The following is a 15655-nucleotide window of genomic DNA, read 5'->3' as shown; positions in this document are numbered from 1 at the left end:
GAGATGCCCTTACCAAGAATGTCTCTTCACTTATGGTAGTATTCACCATAAATAATGTCAAGCCTTGGCTAATAAATAATGACAAATTCCTGAAAAGCCTATATTTACAAGGGAGTTAGGATATTTTTTACAATTAATTTATATTTCTTAATAGTACAGCCAGTCAATATCCAGGAGTTGGATAAGATTTTAAGAATAATTGACCGCAGATAAACGCAGATAAACGCAGATGAAAATGGATGAATTAATTAATGGATTTTATGATTCTGTGCAGCTTTACATATAATAAGTTTAAGGGTTTAACCCGAATTAGACTAACAAATGGTTTTTGTGTTTGTATGGGGAATAATTGCGTTATTATATAACAGTAGAAACTAAATTTATATAAGCATAGGAAAACCAAGAAGAAATTAATACCAATTTCTTTGAAAACAGATAAAAGTTATTTCGATAGAAGGATGATATCAATTATGGATTCTGTAAGTCTCACCCACGAACAATTATCTCAAGCTATTAATGAACTTCCACTGGCAGCACTTCCTAAATTAGCTGATTTTATTGAATCTTTACTTTTTAAGCTGAATTTAACTCCTGCGGCTATTAATAATGAACCAGAGGAGAGTAATTTTTTATTAAGTATTTCTGGTATAGGAGAGTCTAGTGAACCCAATTTATCAGACAAAGATACAGAAAACGGAGAAATGGAAATTGATCCAACTAGAGGTATTAAGGAATTTAATCATGAGGTAAATAAATAATCATGACGGCTATTTTAGATATAAGTTTCTTAGTGGCAACTGTTGATATTAAGGACGAAAATTATGGGCGTATCCTTGATGTTATAGTTGATTCAAAGGAAGTATTGGTTTTACCAACGACAGTTTTACCTGAAGTTTGTCATTTGCTTGCTTCTCGGTTAGGATATCCGACAACAAGACAGGTTTTAACTGAATTAGCTCATAGTAATGTCATTATTGAAGGGATTGATAAAACTGATTTAAAAAGGGTGACGGAGATTCTAGACCAATATAATGATAGTAAGTTAAACTTTGTGGATGCAACGATTGTTGCTATTGCGGAAAGGATGAATATTACTAAGATTTTTACTTTAAATAAACCTATTTTTAGTATTATTAGTCCACAACATTGTGCCGGTTTTGAGATATTTCCTGAATAGGCTATCAATCAGATACCCGACTTCTTAAAGAAGTCGGGTATCTTGTATTTTGTACTTATTTTAAAGGAACAATTGCACTCATTTGGTCTAAATCCAAGACTGTTGCTAATTCTGTTTCTGTCATTAAACCTTTTTCTAGAACTATTTGCCGGAGAGATTTACCTGTTTCTAAAGATTCCTTAGCTACAGCCGCAGCATTCAAATAACCAATATGGGTATTTAAGGCGGTGACTAATGCTAAACTACCTTCAGCATAGGCTAAACAACGTTCTTTGTTAGCAGTAATTCCTTGAATACAGCTTGTAGTTAAAGCCGAAATTGTGTTACCTAAGATCTCAATGCTGTGAATTAAATTATAGGCAATGAGGGGCATCATCACATTTAATTCTAATTGTCCAGCTTGGGCAGCAAAAGCGATCGCATTATCATATCCCATAACCTGAAAACATACCATTGATGTCATCTCTGCCATCACAGGATTATATTTCCCCGGCATAATTGAAGAACCAGGTTGGACTGGAGGAAGTTGAATTTCCTTAAATCCAGTTTTGGGACCAGAATCCATTAACCGCAAATCGTGGGATATTTTCACCAAATCCTGGGCTAAATTCCGCAAAGCCCCGGAAACATTCACAAAAGCCCCCATACTTTGCATAGCAGCCATTAAATGGGGTGCTGGTTCTAGGGGAAATTCCAACAATTGCGACAGGATATCCACAACTCTTTGCCGATATTCCGGGTGAGTATTCATACCTGTTCCCGCAGCACTACCACCTAAACCCAATACCATTAAATCCCCAGCAGCAATGTAAAGACGGTTTTGATGTTCTGAGAGAATTTGCGCCCAAGCACCAAAATTATCCCCTAATCGCACAGGTACAGCGTCTTGGAGGTGGGTTCTGCCAGATTTGACGATATCTTGAAATTCTATAGCTTTTGCCTCTAAAGCCGAAATTGCCTGTTCTAAAGCTGGTTGCAAAGTGCGAGAAAGTGCCAATAAGCCACCAATGCGAATGGCTGTGGGGATAACATCATTGGTAGACTGTCCATAGTTTACATGATCATTGGGACTAACGAGTTTATAATTACCTTTTTGATCACCGAGAATTTCTAAAGCGCGATTTGCCAAAACTTCGTTAATATTCATGTGGTGAGAAGTTCCTGCACCGGCTTGATAAACATCAACCACAAACTGATCTCGTAATTCACCTGCTAGGATTTCATCAGTGGCTTGAATAATCGCTTTACTGATATCTGCGGGAATACAATCTAATTCTCCGTTGACAATAGCGGCAGCTTTTTTAATATATAAACAAGCATTTATATAAGTAGGTAAAGGTTTAATCCCGCTAATGGGGAAATTTTCGATAGCCCTTTGGGTTTGAATACCATAATAAACGTTGTTGGCAATTTGGCGATCGCCCATTGAGTCTTTTTCAATGCGAAAATCTGAATTGTTAGTCATATAAGTCGAGAATGGGAACAAAAAGAACAGGGAACAAACTTGTTTTTAACGGTTTTGCGTAATTCCCCACCCTCAATGTACTGATATGGGTGGGGATGTAAGCAAGTCAATAACGAAACATCCTTAAAATGTTTTTTACTGTAAGTAAAAGAATTTTGAGGATAGTTGAGTTTTTGACAAAATATTAGCATTGGTTCGCAAGTAAATTTATATATTTTTTCCGTATGCTTTCTGGCTTCATTTAATAATCCTAAGTCTGTAGGATAACTGATGTCTGCTGGCGCACAACTAGCATCTAATATTAATTTACCCCGATTGGTCGGTTCACTTTTTGAATCCTCTGCTTCTGACTTTTTTTCTTTGACTACCTCCTCTTTTATTTCTAAGGTCTGTTCCACAATTTTTCGATTGATTTTGTTAACTAAATTTATGTCTATTCTTTCTCGAAAGTGAACTAGCATTTAAGCGTCAAATGGTGGTTTATTACTATCTTGTTGACATTCCTATAAAGTATTGCAGGTAAGGGTTTTCCCTTATCTGTTCTACTGTTTCTCTATCACTAACTCCTAATTTTTCTTTGATTATCAATGCTCCTAATTCCATCCTAAATGTTTTGGCTGGTGCGCCTATTTCCGAGGAAAAAATTTGCTAGTTCAGATAATCGATCAATTTGATATCTTTGACCTACCATTACTGGACTAAAACTCTTGTTTCCTCTAGTCTCAAATGGGCTAGTCAAACACGTAATTTTTGTTAATTACAAGCCCCATCCTTCTTCAAGGTGGGGTTATTGACCTTCTATCCGTCTCAAGTCATTGATTTGTCACGGTTCTATGTTTATTCAGCCAGCCCTATGTATTTGTTAGCATTAGTTATCAAAAAAGTATCGGTACAGACACCTGCTCATTAGTAACTTTAACTTGAGTATGGTTAGCGACCATTGTGCGGAATAGATCACCTTCAATAGTTTCTTGTTCTATCAACAAATCAACTGCTCGTTCCAAAATTAACCGATTTTCTTGGATTATTTCCTTAGCCTGAATATAGCAGCGGTTAACAATTTCTCGAACTGCGGCATCAATTCTAGCAGCAATGTCTTCAGAATATTCTGATTTATTTCCCCAGTCACGCCCTAAAAATACATCATTGTTTTGATTTTCTAAGGAAACTGGACCCAAATCAGACATTCCAAATTTTGTGACCATTTGTCGAGCCAGACTGGTAACTTGTTGTAAGTCATTTCCCGCACCTGTGGTAACTTCCGCTTTCCCAAACACAATTTCTTCCGCTGCACGACCGCCTAAAGTTGCGGCAATGCGGGCTAAAATTTGGGAACGGGAAATTAAACCCTGTTCTTCATTGGGAGTAAACCAAGTTAAACCTAGTGCTTGTCCTCTGGGAATGAGAGTAACTTTTTGCACAGGATCATGACCTTTAACCAACGTACCTACCAAAGCGTGTCCGACTTCGTGGTAAGCAATCAGGCGTTTATTTTTGCTATCTACTAAAGCAGTTCCTTCCATACCCGCAACTACTCTATCTATCGCATTATCAACTTCTAAATCGGTAACAGCTTCTTTGCGTCTTCTGGCGGTGAGAATAGCGGCTTCGTTGAGTAAATTGGCTAAATCTGCACCTGTAAAACCAGGAGTGCGCCGAGCGATCGCTTCCAAAGATACACTAGGATCAATCTTCTTATTCTGAGCGTGGACTGTCAAAATTTCCTGTCTTCCCTTCAAATCTGGGACATCCACAATTACCTGTCTGTCAAAGCGTCCTGGACGTAATAAAGCCGAATCCAGGACATCTGGACGGTTGGTAGCAGCAATAATAATAATTCCCGTATTCCCTTCAAAACCATCCATTTCCGTTAATAGCTGGTTAAGGGTTTGTTCCCGTTCATCATTGCCACCACCAATACCCGCACCCCGTTGTCTACCTACTGCGTCAATTTCATCAATAAATATCAAACAAGGCGCATTATCTTTCGCTTTTTTGAACAAATCCCGGACACGGGAAGCACCCACCCCGACGAACATTTCTACAAATTCCGAACCAGACATACTGAAAAAAGGTACACCTGCTTCCCCCGCAATGGCTTTTGCGAGTAGGGTTTTCCCAGTTCCAGGTGGTCCAACTAACAGCACCCCTTTGGGAATTTTCGCCCCTACCGCTGTGAATTTTTCTGGAAGTTTCAAGAAAGTCACAACTTCTTCTAATTCTTCCTTTGCTTCCTTGACTCCCGCAACATCATTAAATGTTACCCCTGTTTTCGCTTCCATTTGAAACCGAGCGCGAGATTTACCAAAACTCATGGCTTGGTTAGAAGCATTTGCAGAACGGCGCAGGAACAATAGCATTAAAGCCACTAAGGGCAAAATCCACATCAGATTGATTAACAACCCCACAGCGGCTCTATTGCCAGCTGAGGAAACTTCACCAAACTCAACGTTTTTTTCTTTAAGTTTATTAATTAATTCGGGATTTTGATCTAAAAGGCGCACCTGTAAAGGTATGGTATCCGGCTTTTGTCCAGCTAAATAAACCTTAGCTATCTGTTCAGTTTGATCCAATTCTACCTTTCTAATTTCTCCTTTATCTGCCTTCTGAATCAATTGCCCATAGGTTAAAGAATTCCGCTCTGGCTTTTGCTGCGCTAAAACGGGACTACTACCAACTAGCCCCGGCAACATCATCAACCCAGCAGCTATGACTCCAGTTAAAACATGACGCTGAGACGAACTTGATAAACGCTGTTTCATTAAAGCATTTTTGTGCAAATTTTTCATAATAGTTATCCTTTATGGCTGTTTTTCTGGTGAAATTGTCAAATCTAGAAATTACAGTTTTCTGATCTAGTTTAACAGTTTTGCGTAATTCCCCACCCTCAATGTACTCATAGGGTGGGGATGTAAGCAAGTCAATAACGAAACATCCTGAAAATGTTTTTTACTGTAAGTAAAAGAATTTTGAGGATAGTTGAGTTATTGACAACTATATTTTATTTATTCCAAATTATCAATGTATTTCTCGACTAATTCGCGTATCCAGCCGCCATAAGTCTGTGACGGTGGTTTTATTTTGTCTATTTGTTCAGCTATCTCTTTCTTGAGAGTAACACTAACCTTGACTCTTGATGCTTCATACTTAGCCGTATAAGCCCTAGTTTTATCGGCATTTCGTTGTTGCCATTCTTGATGTTTTTTATCTATCATTTTCATTGACACTCTAAGCTCTTGGATTATATAATAGTAGTATATTATCAAAGAAGATGAAGGTAATAGTTAATGGCGTTACGTAGAGCGACTTTCCGACTATATCCAAATAAACAAGTCAGTGAAAAGTTGTCCTACCATCGTCAACTTCATAAAGATTTGTATAATGCTGCTGTATCTAACCGCATTACTTCATATAAAAAGTTTGGTAAATCTGTTTCTTACTTTGAGCAACAGAACTGTTTACCGGATTTCAAAGAAGTCTGGATAGAATATAAAGTAATTAATTCCCAAGCATTACAAGCCACATTAAAACGGGTTGATTTTGCTTTTCAAAGGTTTTTTAAGGGACTAGGAAAGTACCCTAGATTCAAGCCAATCCGTCATTATTCTGGTTGGACTTATCCATCTTTTACAGGCTGGAAAGTACATAGCACAGGGGATAACGGCTATTTAGAATTATCAAAGATTGGTCAAATCCAAATGCGTGGTAAGGCTAGACTTTGGGGGCATCCTAAAGCTTTAGATATCGTTAACCGCAATGGTCAATGGTATGCTTCCATCGTCTTAGAAATTGATGATACTTTGTTAAAGAATAGCCGCAAAACTGATAATGGTGTTATGGCAATTGATTTAGGTTGTAATGATGCAATTGCTTGGACAAATGGTGAAGAAAATGGTTTAGTGGCTGCACCTCGGTTTTTCCGAAAAGCAGAACAAAAAAATCAAGAGTTGGGTAAATCAAAACGTCGAAAACGTTCTCCCAATTTCAAAAAGAAAGTTAAGGCTTCTAGAAGGTGGAAGAAAGTTCAGAAGTTAGTTAGTAAACTTTCGAGAAAAGTTGCCAACCAACGTCAGAACTTTGTTCACCAAGAAACTACACGAATAATCAGCGGTAATAGCACGGTAGTTACTGAAAAATTAGAAGTCAAAAACATGAGTGCCAAAGCCAAAAAAGGTAAGCGTAAAAAGCAAAAGTCTGGGTTGAATAAATCAATTCTTGATGTAGGAATGGGGATGATACAATCCGCTCTAAAAGCGAAATTATCAGACATTGGTGGCTTATTTGTAGAAGTTCCTACAAAGAAGGTAAAACCATCTCAAACCTGTCCAAAATGCGGAAATCAAGAAAAGAAGAGTTTAGCCGCAAGAACTCATGTTTGCCATAACTGCGGATATACCCAACAGCGTGATATCGCCGCCGCAGAAGTAATGCTACTTTGGTACTCAAATAATCTACAGGGGTTAGGAACTAGCCTCTTAGACGTAGATGATTCTAGCTCTACTTCAAACACCAGCGAACGCAAGAATGCTGGAAGTATGAAGCAACTAGGTCGTGCGAAGCGTCAAAAATCTCAGGCTCCGCTAGGGGATGTAGAAACCCCTGGCTCAAACGAAGTTAGCAAGGGGTAGTTCATCTGCCAGACTCAATTATTAACAGGTGACAGGGGACAAGGTGAGAGTCTTTAAGATAACTGATTATCATGGGGAATTTTTGATTTTTCCCAGGATCGCCCAACTCCATGTAAAATACATATTCCGGTCTGTATTTCCTGAATATCATGGGCAGCACTTTTGGTCATCTTTTCCGTATTACTACTTTTGGCGAATCTCACGGCGGCGGTGTGGGAGTTATTATTGATGGTTGTCCCCCACAACTGGAAATTTCTGCCGAAGAAATTCAATTTGAGTTAGATAGAAGACGACCAGGACAAAGTAAAATTACGACTCCTCGCAAAGAAGCGGACACCTGTGAGATTTTATCTGGGGTGTTTGAGGGGAAAACTCTGGGAACACCAATTGCCATTTTAGTCAGAAATAAAAATACTCGTCCCCAAGATTATGATGAAATGGCGCAAAAATATCGCCCTTCTCATGCGGATGCTACTTATGATGCTAAATATGGATTCAGAAATTGGCAAGGTGGTGGTAGGTCGTCGGCGCGTGAGACAATAGGTAGAGTAGCCGCAGGGGCGATCGCTAAAAAGATTTTACATCAAGTGGCAAATGTGGAAGTTATTGCTTATGTCAAGCGAATTAAGGATTTAGAAGGTGTTGTTGATCCGAATACCGTCACTTTAGCAGATGTCGAAAGCAATATTGTCCGTTGTCCAGATGGCGAAACTGCTAATACCATGATTTCATTAATTGAACAAACCGGTCGAGATGGTAATTCCATCGGTGGTGTGGTTGAATGTGTGGTACGGAATGTTCCCAAGGGTTTAGGCGAACCTATTTTTGATAAATTAGAAGCAGATTTAGCAAAAGCGGTGATGTCACTACCTGCAAGTAAAGGTTTTGAAATCGGTTCTGGTTTTGACGGAACTTTGTTAACAGGTTTTGAACATAACGACGAATTTTATATTGATGAAAGTGGCGAAATTAGAACAGTAACTAACCGTTCGGGCGGAATTCAAGGGGGAATTTCCAACGGTGAAAATATTATTATCCGAGTGGCTTTTAAGCCGACGGCTACTATTAGAAAGGAACAAAAAACCGTAACTAAGGAAGGTGAAGAAACTCTTTTATCTGGGAAGGGGAGACATGATCCTTGTGTTTTACCCCGCGCTGTGCCAATGGTTGATGCTATGGTGGCTTTAGTTTTATGTGATCATTTATTAAGGCATTATGGGCAGTGTAAGGTGTTGTAGGCAGTGGGAATTTTATGGGGTGTTTATCTGGAATTACCCTATTTAATAGCAAAATATTCTTTTTTCCAAAATCTTTTTTTGTCTCACGCAGAGTCGCAAAGTCGCAAAGAGGAATGCAAGGAGAAAAATAGGTGGTTGCTATAGAATATTTTTTATTTGCAATTACAAGCCACTGCAAAACGTTTAATTCCGGCTAAATCAGCATGAATGGAAATATTGATATAATTACCATTATTTTCCAACAATTCCCGCACCATTTCTGCCTGTCCTGCCATCATTTCAATTAACCACAGCCCACCAGGACGCAAATAATTAGGGGAAATATCAATTAAATGACGAATATAGTCTAAACCATCTGCACCACCATCTAAGGCTAAATGAGGTTCATGTTTGACTACTTCTGGTTGTAAGGTCAGTACGGTATTACTGGGGATATAGGGCGGATTTGATATCATGCCGCTAAACTGACCTTTGAGGGATTCTAGGGGTTGCCACCAAGAACCTTGATAAAATTGAATCCGTTCCCGAAAACCTAAATCTTCAGCGTTGGTTTGAGCAATGGCTAAAGCGGCTGGACTGATATCTACAGCATGAATAGTGGCGGTTGTGAATGCTTCAGCTAATCCTAGCGCGATCGCCCCACTACCCGTTCCCAGGTCCACCCAGTGACCTGCTTTGGCTTCACCGTTAGCAGCAGTTACGGCCAAATCAATCAATATTTCTGTTTCTGGTCTGGGAATTAAGACCGCAGGGGAAACTGTAAGTTGAAACTTCCGCCAAGCTGTCGTCCCTGCAATATACTGAACCGGTAAACGGTCATCTAATCGCCTTTGCCACAATTGCTCTAATTCTGTTAAGGACAATTTTATGGGGATTTGCTGCCATGTTTTGAAAGATTCTAAACGCAGTGCCAAGCGGTCTAAATTAGCTATTGTTAATAATAGCCAATCTACCTCCATTGGGGATATGTCCGAGGCTATAGCTGTTTGAATTGCGGTTTTTCGCCACTGCCAAAGTTCTAATCCAGAAACTACCTGTAGCTGTTGTTCTACCATACGTAAACTTTACTTTTGCGAAGGTTTATTATTCGGTAGAGTCTTTATATATTCCCTTGACATCATATATTCCCTTGACTCCGGAGATGGAACTAACAAAACTTGTTTTAACCAGTCATCATTTTTACTTTGTAAAGTTTTAATTACTTCATCTACAGCTATAACTTGAATGTCCGCTGTCCGATATTTCGGCTTCACTTGGGTTAATAAACCTTGTGCATCTTGTTTACTTAAAAATAGAGGAATGAGTTGCTGTTTTTCGGCTGCGGTTTGAATTGGCACATAACCCTTATCAGCACCAAATCTTACTGCAAATACAGGTAAACCCGAAAATTTATCTACCTTTTGACCACTTTGCCGCAGCAAGTCTAAGGCTCCCTGAATATCTCGATCTACAGGTTTAAAATCAAATATAAGGCGATTAGGCTGATTTTTGGTTTCTCGAATTTGCTGATAAATACTTCCCAGCGGTACTGCTGTTACTTGCAGAGTTTTCACAACTTCATCTAGTTTGGGATTTTTGTCCTTGACCTGTTGTAACTTCTTAATAAACTCTTGAGCCTCTTGACGACTCATATAAACTCTTGTCAACGAATCCCCATCTTTTTGACCATTTTGATTATTAGATAGGGAACGGCTTAAAGGTATACCTTTACCATTAGTAACTAAATAGACAGGCACTCCGTCTAATTTAGCCTTTATTTCTTGTTCTGGTAATGCCAATGCTGGGATATGAGGGACAAGTACCACCCCCAAAAATGTACTGCCAGCCAAACCCAATGTCAAGCCCCAACGAACTAATAATTTCATGATCACTCCTCCCGTCAATAATTTTATTAATGCCAGCAACTAGACAAACTGTGAGATTTATGCACCAATAACCAGTTTCAGTTATATCAATACCTTGTCTAAATCGAAAAAAGTCTTGATTTGTAGGTTGGGTTGACGTATGTTACCCAACATGAGCGTCGGGTTGTGATGATATTATCATCTCTAGAAACTGAATATACGCAATAAAGTTAGTTTATTTTTATTTTTACTTTGCTATTCATTTCCATGATCCCACCCAAAAGCCTGAAAACCCTATTATATGTCTTCTCTAGGAAGAAAGAAGATCCTGATGTTTTGCCATTGAGTCCTCCATTTAGAGATGCTCTAATTGTATCTAACGTTCCCAAAAGGTCAGTTGTCAGGAGGAAAAAAAGAAAAAGTAAAATCCCCCCCTGCCCCTGCTCCTCTGCCCTATACTTGACTATGTAAAAGGTAACTATATGGTTCTTCTAGGGATTGCACGGTACTAGATTTAATGGCATCTAAATAACGTAGTAATAACTGGACTTGTTGTAAATTGGGACGATAGGAGAGATTGCCTTGTTTTTCAAATAGTGGTGGAGAGTTTATGCCTGCTTTGAGGGAATCAATTGCTTTGTAGTCGAGATTTTCCTGGGAGTGATGGGTCAGCCAAAGGTAATCTGAAGCCGCAGGAATTAAGCCTGGTGGTAGTTCACCTTCTAGGAAAGCCAATAACCGCTGTTGACAGATACGGGTATTGATACCACGACTTTCAAATAATTGCAAGACTTCACCAAAGGTTAAAGAACGGTTGGGCAATAGTTTTAGCAATTCAGAGAATAGGAAATAATCTGTGTATTGTTGTTTAGGTATGTCTAAAACTTGGGGATGCAACGGTAACATAGTTAAACCTAATGCAACTCGACTGCAATTAGGAGCGCCGTTTTCACCAAGGTATAAGTCCTGAATAATTTTGGCATTAGGCAATTTTTGCCGTAACCAACGGTTAATAGTGCCGACGGAAGCCACACCACCGCTGAGGACAGCTTGATTAATAGCTTCGGTGGGAATACCACGGGCTACTAATAATTTGTTAAGCTCTCGATTGAGACGACGGACAAAGGGAACAAAGACTTGACTTTCCAAATCTCGGCGCTGTAATACCCAACGTTGGTCGGCGAATTCTAGGGTAAAGGTTTCTTGGTGCTGTAAAATCAATTTTAAAGCCAATGCTGCATCTAATAAGGCTTGTCCCAGGAGAGAACTTTCTAGACGTTGCTGGAGACGAATCCGTGCTTGTGTATCTGGTTCTCCAACTTTGGGTAGTACCAGTCCTTCTAAACCCAAATTAGAGAATTGCATTTGGTCTAAACCGGGAATTGAGGGTTGCCAATGCCAAGGATTAGCATTCGCTCCTTCATGATGAGATTGTCCAGGTTGGCGAAGTTGGCGGGATTTTGGTGGTAATAGTAACTGACAAATAATATCCTGTTCAATGCCTTTGCCAGAGTAGGCAAAATTGTGGAGCATGAAGTTTTTATGTACCAATTCTTCCAGATTTGCTGGTATATCTACCAAGGTCATTTCTACTAGGGTTGCCCCAATATTAATTGCTAAAGTGTTACCTACCAGGAGATAATTGCTAGTTTTTAAAGCCTGTAAACCCTGCTTTTCGCTGATTTGGATAGATTGACCATTGGCACTGTCTAATTCTGGCAGTAAACTGGCGATCGCTTCTTCCACAAAAAAGACTTGTTGAGGATGAGAGATAAGTTCGCTAGTCACAATCGCTTCTCGAACGTTAAAGCGATATTGTTCAGTCCAACTGGAAGGACAAGTACAGATGACACCAGCGATATTCTTAATTACCTTGGAAAAAGTTGGTATATTCATTCCCACAGCATTAGCAATTAAAGCTGGTGTGGTACTAGTTTGACTAGCTCTGAGAGTTGATAGTAGCTTAGAGAGCGATCGCACTACCCAAATCAATGGACCTGCGGAAAACTCATTTAATTGCAGCATTGGTTCCCATTTTTGTCGTTCTTGCTGGTAGGGAACTGCTATTTGTAAATAAGGCTTTAACTGTGCTGAATAAAGATGAGGGGAAGATTCTGATTGTCCATTTTTCACCTGATGAGAAGTTGAATTTGTCGGTAAATAAACTTCTGCTGGTAACCGGAATGATTGCTGAAAAGAAGCATCACCACTTTGATTTTCTGCTGACCAATAAATTGGATAAACTACCAATTTAGAGTGATTTAATAAAGCCGCAGAAATTCCTGTCGTGCCAATATCAATTCCTAAATACCAAGTCGTATTTAAATTATCCTCTGGGACAAGATGATTATTTTCATCATTGGGAATTGAGGGTTGAGGACTGGTAATTGGAGTTTGCTCACTGGTAATTAAAGCTTGAGAAAAATCTTCTTTTTCTGCTTCTATATATGTCTGAGTTGTCAAACTTAAATCTACTTCCTGACATTTATCTAAAGCTACATCCTGATTTTCCGGTTCTATGTGGGAATTATCTGATTGATTGATAACTGTTATTGGTACTTGTTCATGAGTCGTATCTACTAACAAATCAGTCAGAACTGTAATTGTATCCACAGAATTTGGTTCTGCTAACGTAGTGCTGTCAGCTAGACTAGAAACTATCGAACTGTTAATTTCTAATGCTGATAAATCATGATTAACCACTTCAGAAGCAATGGATAAACTTTCATCTTCCTTCAGCAAAATATCAGGAGAAAATGAGAAACTTAGCGGTGAAGAAATTTCAGTATTAAAGAAACTGGCATAAAGTTCAGCTACTTCATCAGTATTTGTTAATTGTAAATCTTTTGCAGATTGTGTTGGCTCTTGTAACAACTCTGTATCCAGATCAATTGGCAATATTTCCGCAGCAGGAAGTTCTACAAGTACATCTTCTGAAGGTGTTAATTGTTCAACAACCGTGGACTCAGCTAATAATGGTGATGCCGCAGTCGGAAGTTCTGTAGATACATTTTCTGAAGGTGTTAATTGTTCAACAACAGAGGACTCAGTTAATAATGGTGATGCCGAAACTATTTCAGTGTTGACATCAGAAATAGAAGACTCATTAATCAAGACTTGTTGTTGTAAATATTGAGTCAAATTATTGAGAAACTTCGCCATCAATTGTTCACCTTGCATCCCCTCATTGTGCATTTTAGCTAATGCTTGGGATAAGGATTGATAATAGGCGTTAATATTCCGTTCTAGGGCTTCAAAAATAGTATTAACAGTTCCATCTAGAGACAGTAAGTGTTGATCTAAATTCCGAGCCAAATTTGCCAACTGTTCTACCCGTTCTGCTGATTCTAAAATAGGTTGAATGGCAGAAGTAATTGCTTCTAAATTCTGTAAATCAGGGTTAATTATTACCGCAGAATTTGATTTTAGATGTGGCACTAAACGACCCATGAGGACTTCTAAAAATTCAGAAATCATTTCGTCTTGGTTCGCTAACTGCTGACTTAATGAATGGTTTTGCAGTCGCTTTTGCTCTAGTTGCCTAATTTCCTGAATCAAATCGGCTCTTTCTGCTAACAGCCTGGATAATTCCGCTTGTAAAGGCTGAATTAAGACCATTAATTCTTGTTTGATTTGTCCTGTTTCAATACTACTAAGCTCTGGTTGATGCGAACCAGACTCAAATACAGATGGAACATTAACCTCTTGGTTAAATTGTGTCAAGAGAGATGAAAATTTTGGTGTGGGAAGTGGGTTTGTAGTTTCCGGTAGGACATCATCTTTTGATACTTCCTCCTCACTCAGTCGCACCAAGAAGTTATGCACTCGTTGTAAAACGTCTTTTTCCTGTTGTCCTTGGTTAGACAGGAACTTAGAAATGCCTTTAGCTGTGTGAGACAGTAAGTGATCAATATCTGCAATTAGTTGGTGAATTTCATCAATATGGGAAGTCACGTTAAATTACCTTAGTTAAAAATGTACAAAATTTTAGAAGATTCAGGTTTAGGTAGTTTTTAAGCGCAGAGCGCAGTCTACGCGATTGCGTGGTGTTATTCATCCACTCTCGTGAGGGATACAGGAAAATCAAATAATACTTCTAAGTAGGTTGGCGTTAAAAATTGTCGTTATGACAAGGGAACAGGGAACTCTTAACTGGGAACAGGGAACTTAAACATGAGTTTTTCCTGTTCCCTCTGAAATTTTTATAACATAGTTGGTGTAATCTCAGACAATCTCTATTAAAGGTGGTTGTAATTTAATGGGTTGCGACAAGTTAACAGAAAATTGCAGTTACGGGAATCAGATAGTCAGTCACGGGTGGCGGATACGTTGCTATTTTTGGCAGAGGGGCAAAGCAAACAAGAGAATACAGGCACGGAAATTCCTAATTTACCCCACCGCGAGTTAAGTAGTTTAAGCGGATTGGCACGGGAAACTGTGACAAGAGTGCTGACAAAATTAGAAAAAAAGGGTTTGATTGTCAGAGATCAAGATAGAATTCATATTCCCGATTGGTCAGCTTTGGAAAAAACCATCGTTTAATTTAGTTGCCTGCATGAGTATTGTTGATTTGCTCCCAGAAGAACCAGAGAAAGATTCATCTCCTGAATCTCTTCCCCAAAGTCAATTACAGTACCAACCTCTTAAAGTTGAGAGTACCTTGAGGATGGTGGAAACGGCTTTTTTAGCAAGTACGGCCAGTTTAATTTGGTTTATTAATTTTTATTTTCCTTTGGGTCCTGTATTGCGGGTATTTTTTCCTATCCCTATTGCTTTGGTTTATTTACGTTGGGGTAAACGGGCAGCTTGGATGGCAGCGGTGACTTCTGGGTTGCTGTTGTCTGTGTTGATGGGTCCAGTCCGCAGTTTGTTATTTGTCATGCCTTTTGGCTTGATGGGTGTGCTATTGGGGGTGACTTGGTATCGTCGTGTCCCTTGGATTGTTTCGATGACTTTAGGGACGTTATTGGGGACTATGGGGGTGTTTTTTCGGCTGTGGTTTTTGTCTGTGCTATCGGGGGAAGATTTGTGGGTTTATGTGATTAACCAAGTGACAGAAATTATTGAATGGATTTTTTTAAAGTTGGAATTGTTAATGACTCCCAATTTATTATTAATTCAATTAGGAGCGATCGCTTTCATTGTTCTTAATAATTTTATTTACTTGTTTATAGTCCATCTTACTGCTTTGTTACTTTTGGATCGCTTAGGAAATCCCATTCCCCGTCCACCTCATTGGTTGCAAGTGTTGATGGATTATGAATGAGGAGGCAGAAAGAAGGAGGCAGAAAGAAGGGTCAGGA

The 15655-nt window shown here is 39.0% G+C and carries 11 protein-coding genes and 2 pseudogenes; 6 read left to right on the top strand and 7 right to left on the bottom strand.

Annotated features, from left to right (window positions below; translation table 11 throughout):
• Positions 1-470 precede the first annotated feature (470 nt).
• Positions 471-758 carry a hypothetical protein gene (locus tag FJR08_RS16280; protein ID WP_168633871.1) on the top strand — a complete coding sequence of 96 codons (288 nt, stop codon included), beginning with the start codon at positions 471-473 and terminating at the stop codon, positions 756-758.
• A 2-nt stretch (positions 759-760) separates the two neighbouring features.
• Positions 761-1177 (top strand): type II toxin-antitoxin system VapC family toxin, encoded by a 417-nt coding sequence (locus FJR08_RS16275; RefSeq protein WP_168633870.1) that lies wholly within the window; start codon positions 761-763, stop codon positions 1175-1177.
• Between the two features lie 55 nt (positions 1178-1232).
• Here FJR08_RS16275 and FJR08_RS16270 read toward each other — a convergent pair whose 3' ends face one another.
• From FJR08_RS16270 to FJR08_RS16255, 4 genes and pseudogenes are all read right to left on the bottom strand, one after another.
• Positions 1233-2642, bottom strand: a complete 1410-nt coding sequence (locus FJR08_RS16270) for an aspartate ammonia-lyase (protein WP_168633869.1) — start codon at positions 2640-2642, stop codon at positions 1233-1235.
• A gap of 212 nt (positions 2643-2854) precedes the next feature.
• Positions 2855-3284: pseudogene (locus FJR08_RS16265) on the bottom strand (transposase); the annotation flags it as partial.
• A 233-nt stretch (positions 3285-3517) separates the two neighbouring features.
• Positions 3518-5431 carry an ATP-dependent zinc metalloprotease FtsH gene (gene ftsH, locus FJR08_RS16260; RefSeq protein WP_015078525.1) on the bottom strand — a complete coding sequence of 638 codons (1914 nt, stop codon included), beginning with the start codon at positions 5429-5431 and terminating at the stop codon, positions 3518-3520.
• A gap of 216 nt (positions 5432-5647) precedes the next feature.
• The gene (locus FJR08_RS16255; protein WP_015078526.1) at positions 5648-5863 is read right to left on the bottom strand and encodes a hypothetical protein; all 216 of its coding nucleotides are present in this window, start codon (positions 5861-5863) and stop codon (positions 5648-5650) included.
• A 66-nt stretch (positions 5864-5929) separates the two neighbouring features.
• Between FJR08_RS16255 and FJR08_RS16250 the strand changes: the two genes are divergently transcribed.
• Positions 5930-7270, top strand: coding sequence for an RNA-guided endonuclease TnpB family protein (locus FJR08_RS16250; RefSeq protein WP_168633868.1), 1341 nt, complete (start codon positions 5930-5932; stop codon positions 7268-7270).
• A 149-nt stretch (positions 7271-7419) separates the two neighbouring features.
• Positions 7420-8508 carry a chorismate synthase gene (gene aroC, locus FJR08_RS16245; protein WP_168633867.1) on the top strand — a complete coding sequence of 363 codons (1089 nt, stop codon included), beginning with the start codon at positions 7420-7422 and terminating at the stop codon, positions 8506-8508.
• Positions 8509-8660: 152 nt separating this feature from the next.
• Here the strand turns inward: aroC and prmC are convergent, their stop codons facing one another.
• The 3 genes from prmC to FJR08_RS16230 form a co-directional block, all read right to left on the bottom strand.
• Positions 8661-9563, bottom strand: coding sequence for a peptide chain release factor N(5)-glutamine methyltransferase (gene prmC / locus FJR08_RS16240; protein ID WP_168633866.1), 903 nt, complete (start codon positions 9561-9563; stop codon positions 8661-8663).
• A 9-nt stretch (positions 9564-9572) separates the two neighbouring features.
• On the bottom strand, positions 9573-10373 hold the full coding sequence (locus tag FJR08_RS16235; RefSeq protein WP_168633865.1) for a Tic22 family protein: 801 nt from the start codon (positions 10371-10373) through the stop codon (positions 9573-9575).
• 432 nt (positions 10374-10805) lie between these two features.
• The gene (locus FJR08_RS16230; protein ID WP_168633864.1) at positions 10806-14306 is read right to left on the bottom strand and encodes a hypothetical protein; all 3501 of its coding nucleotides are present in this window, start codon (positions 14304-14306) and stop codon (positions 10806-10808) included.
• A gap of 309 nt (positions 14307-14615) precedes the next feature.
• On the opposite strand from FJR08_RS16230, the pseudogene FJR08_RS16225 reads away from it, so the two are divergent.
• Positions 14616-14894, top strand: a pseudogene (locus tag FJR08_RS16225) (Crp/Fnr family transcriptional regulator); the annotation flags it as partial.
• 13 nt (positions 14895-14907) lie between these two features.
• The gene (locus tag FJR08_RS16220) at positions 14908-15618 is read left to right on the top strand and encodes a DUF2232 domain-containing protein (protein WP_148761258.1); all 711 of its coding nucleotides are present in this window, start codon (positions 14908-14910) and stop codon (positions 15616-15618) included.
• Positions 15619-15655: the final 37 nt, after the last annotated feature.

Origin of the sequence: Dolichospermum sp. UHCC 0260 (assembly GCF_009711985.1) — a bacterium.
In the GTDB taxonomy this organism is placed as follows: Bacteria; Cyanobacteriota; Cyanobacteriia; order Cyanobacteriales; family Nostocaceae; genus Dolichospermum; species Dolichospermum lemmermannii.
The sequence above is the reverse complement of the archived record's forward strand: the minus strand, read 5'-3'. Positions and strand labels throughout refer to the sequence as shown.

What these genes read in the sequence shown, in the direction of transcription:
- FJR08_RS16280 (WP_168633871.1), top strand. Translation starts at nt 471, where the DNA reads ATGGATTCTGTAAGTCTCACCCACGAACAATTATCTCAAGCTATTAAT.
- FJR08_RS16275 (WP_168633870.1), top strand. Translation starts at nt 761, where the DNA reads ATGACGGCTATTTTAGATATAAGTTTCTTAGTGGCAACTGTTGATATT.
- FJR08_RS16270 (WP_168633869.1), bottom strand. Translation starts at nt 2,642, where the DNA reads ATGACTAACAATTCAGATTTTCGCATTGAAAAAGACTCAATGGGCGAT.
- ftsH (WP_015078525.1), bottom strand. Translation starts at nt 5,431, where the DNA reads ATGAAAAATTTGCACAAAAATGCTTTAATGAAACAGCGTTTATCAAGT.
- FJR08_RS16255 (WP_015078526.1), bottom strand. Translation starts at nt 5,863, where the DNA reads ATGAAAATGATAGATAAAAAACATCAAGAATGGCAACAACGAAATGCC.
- FJR08_RS16250 (WP_168633868.1), top strand. Translation starts at nt 5,930, where the DNA reads ATGGCGTTACGTAGAGCGACTTTCCGACTATATCCAAATAAACAAGTC.
- aroC (WP_168633867.1), top strand. Translation starts at nt 7,420, where the DNA reads ATGGGCAGCACTTTTGGTCATCTTTTCCGTATTACTACTTTTGGCGAA.
- prmC (WP_168633866.1), bottom strand. Translation starts at nt 9,563, where the DNA reads ATGGTAGAACAACAGCTACAGGTAGTTTCTGGATTAGAACTTTGGCAG.
- FJR08_RS16235 (WP_168633865.1), bottom strand. Translation starts at nt 10,373, where the DNA reads ATGAAATTATTAGTTCGTTGGGGCTTGACATTGGGTTTGGCTGGCAGT.
- FJR08_RS16220 (WP_148761258.1), top strand. Translation starts at nt 14,908, where the DNA reads ATGAGTATTGTTGATTTGCTCCCAGAAGAACCAGAGAAAGATTCATCT.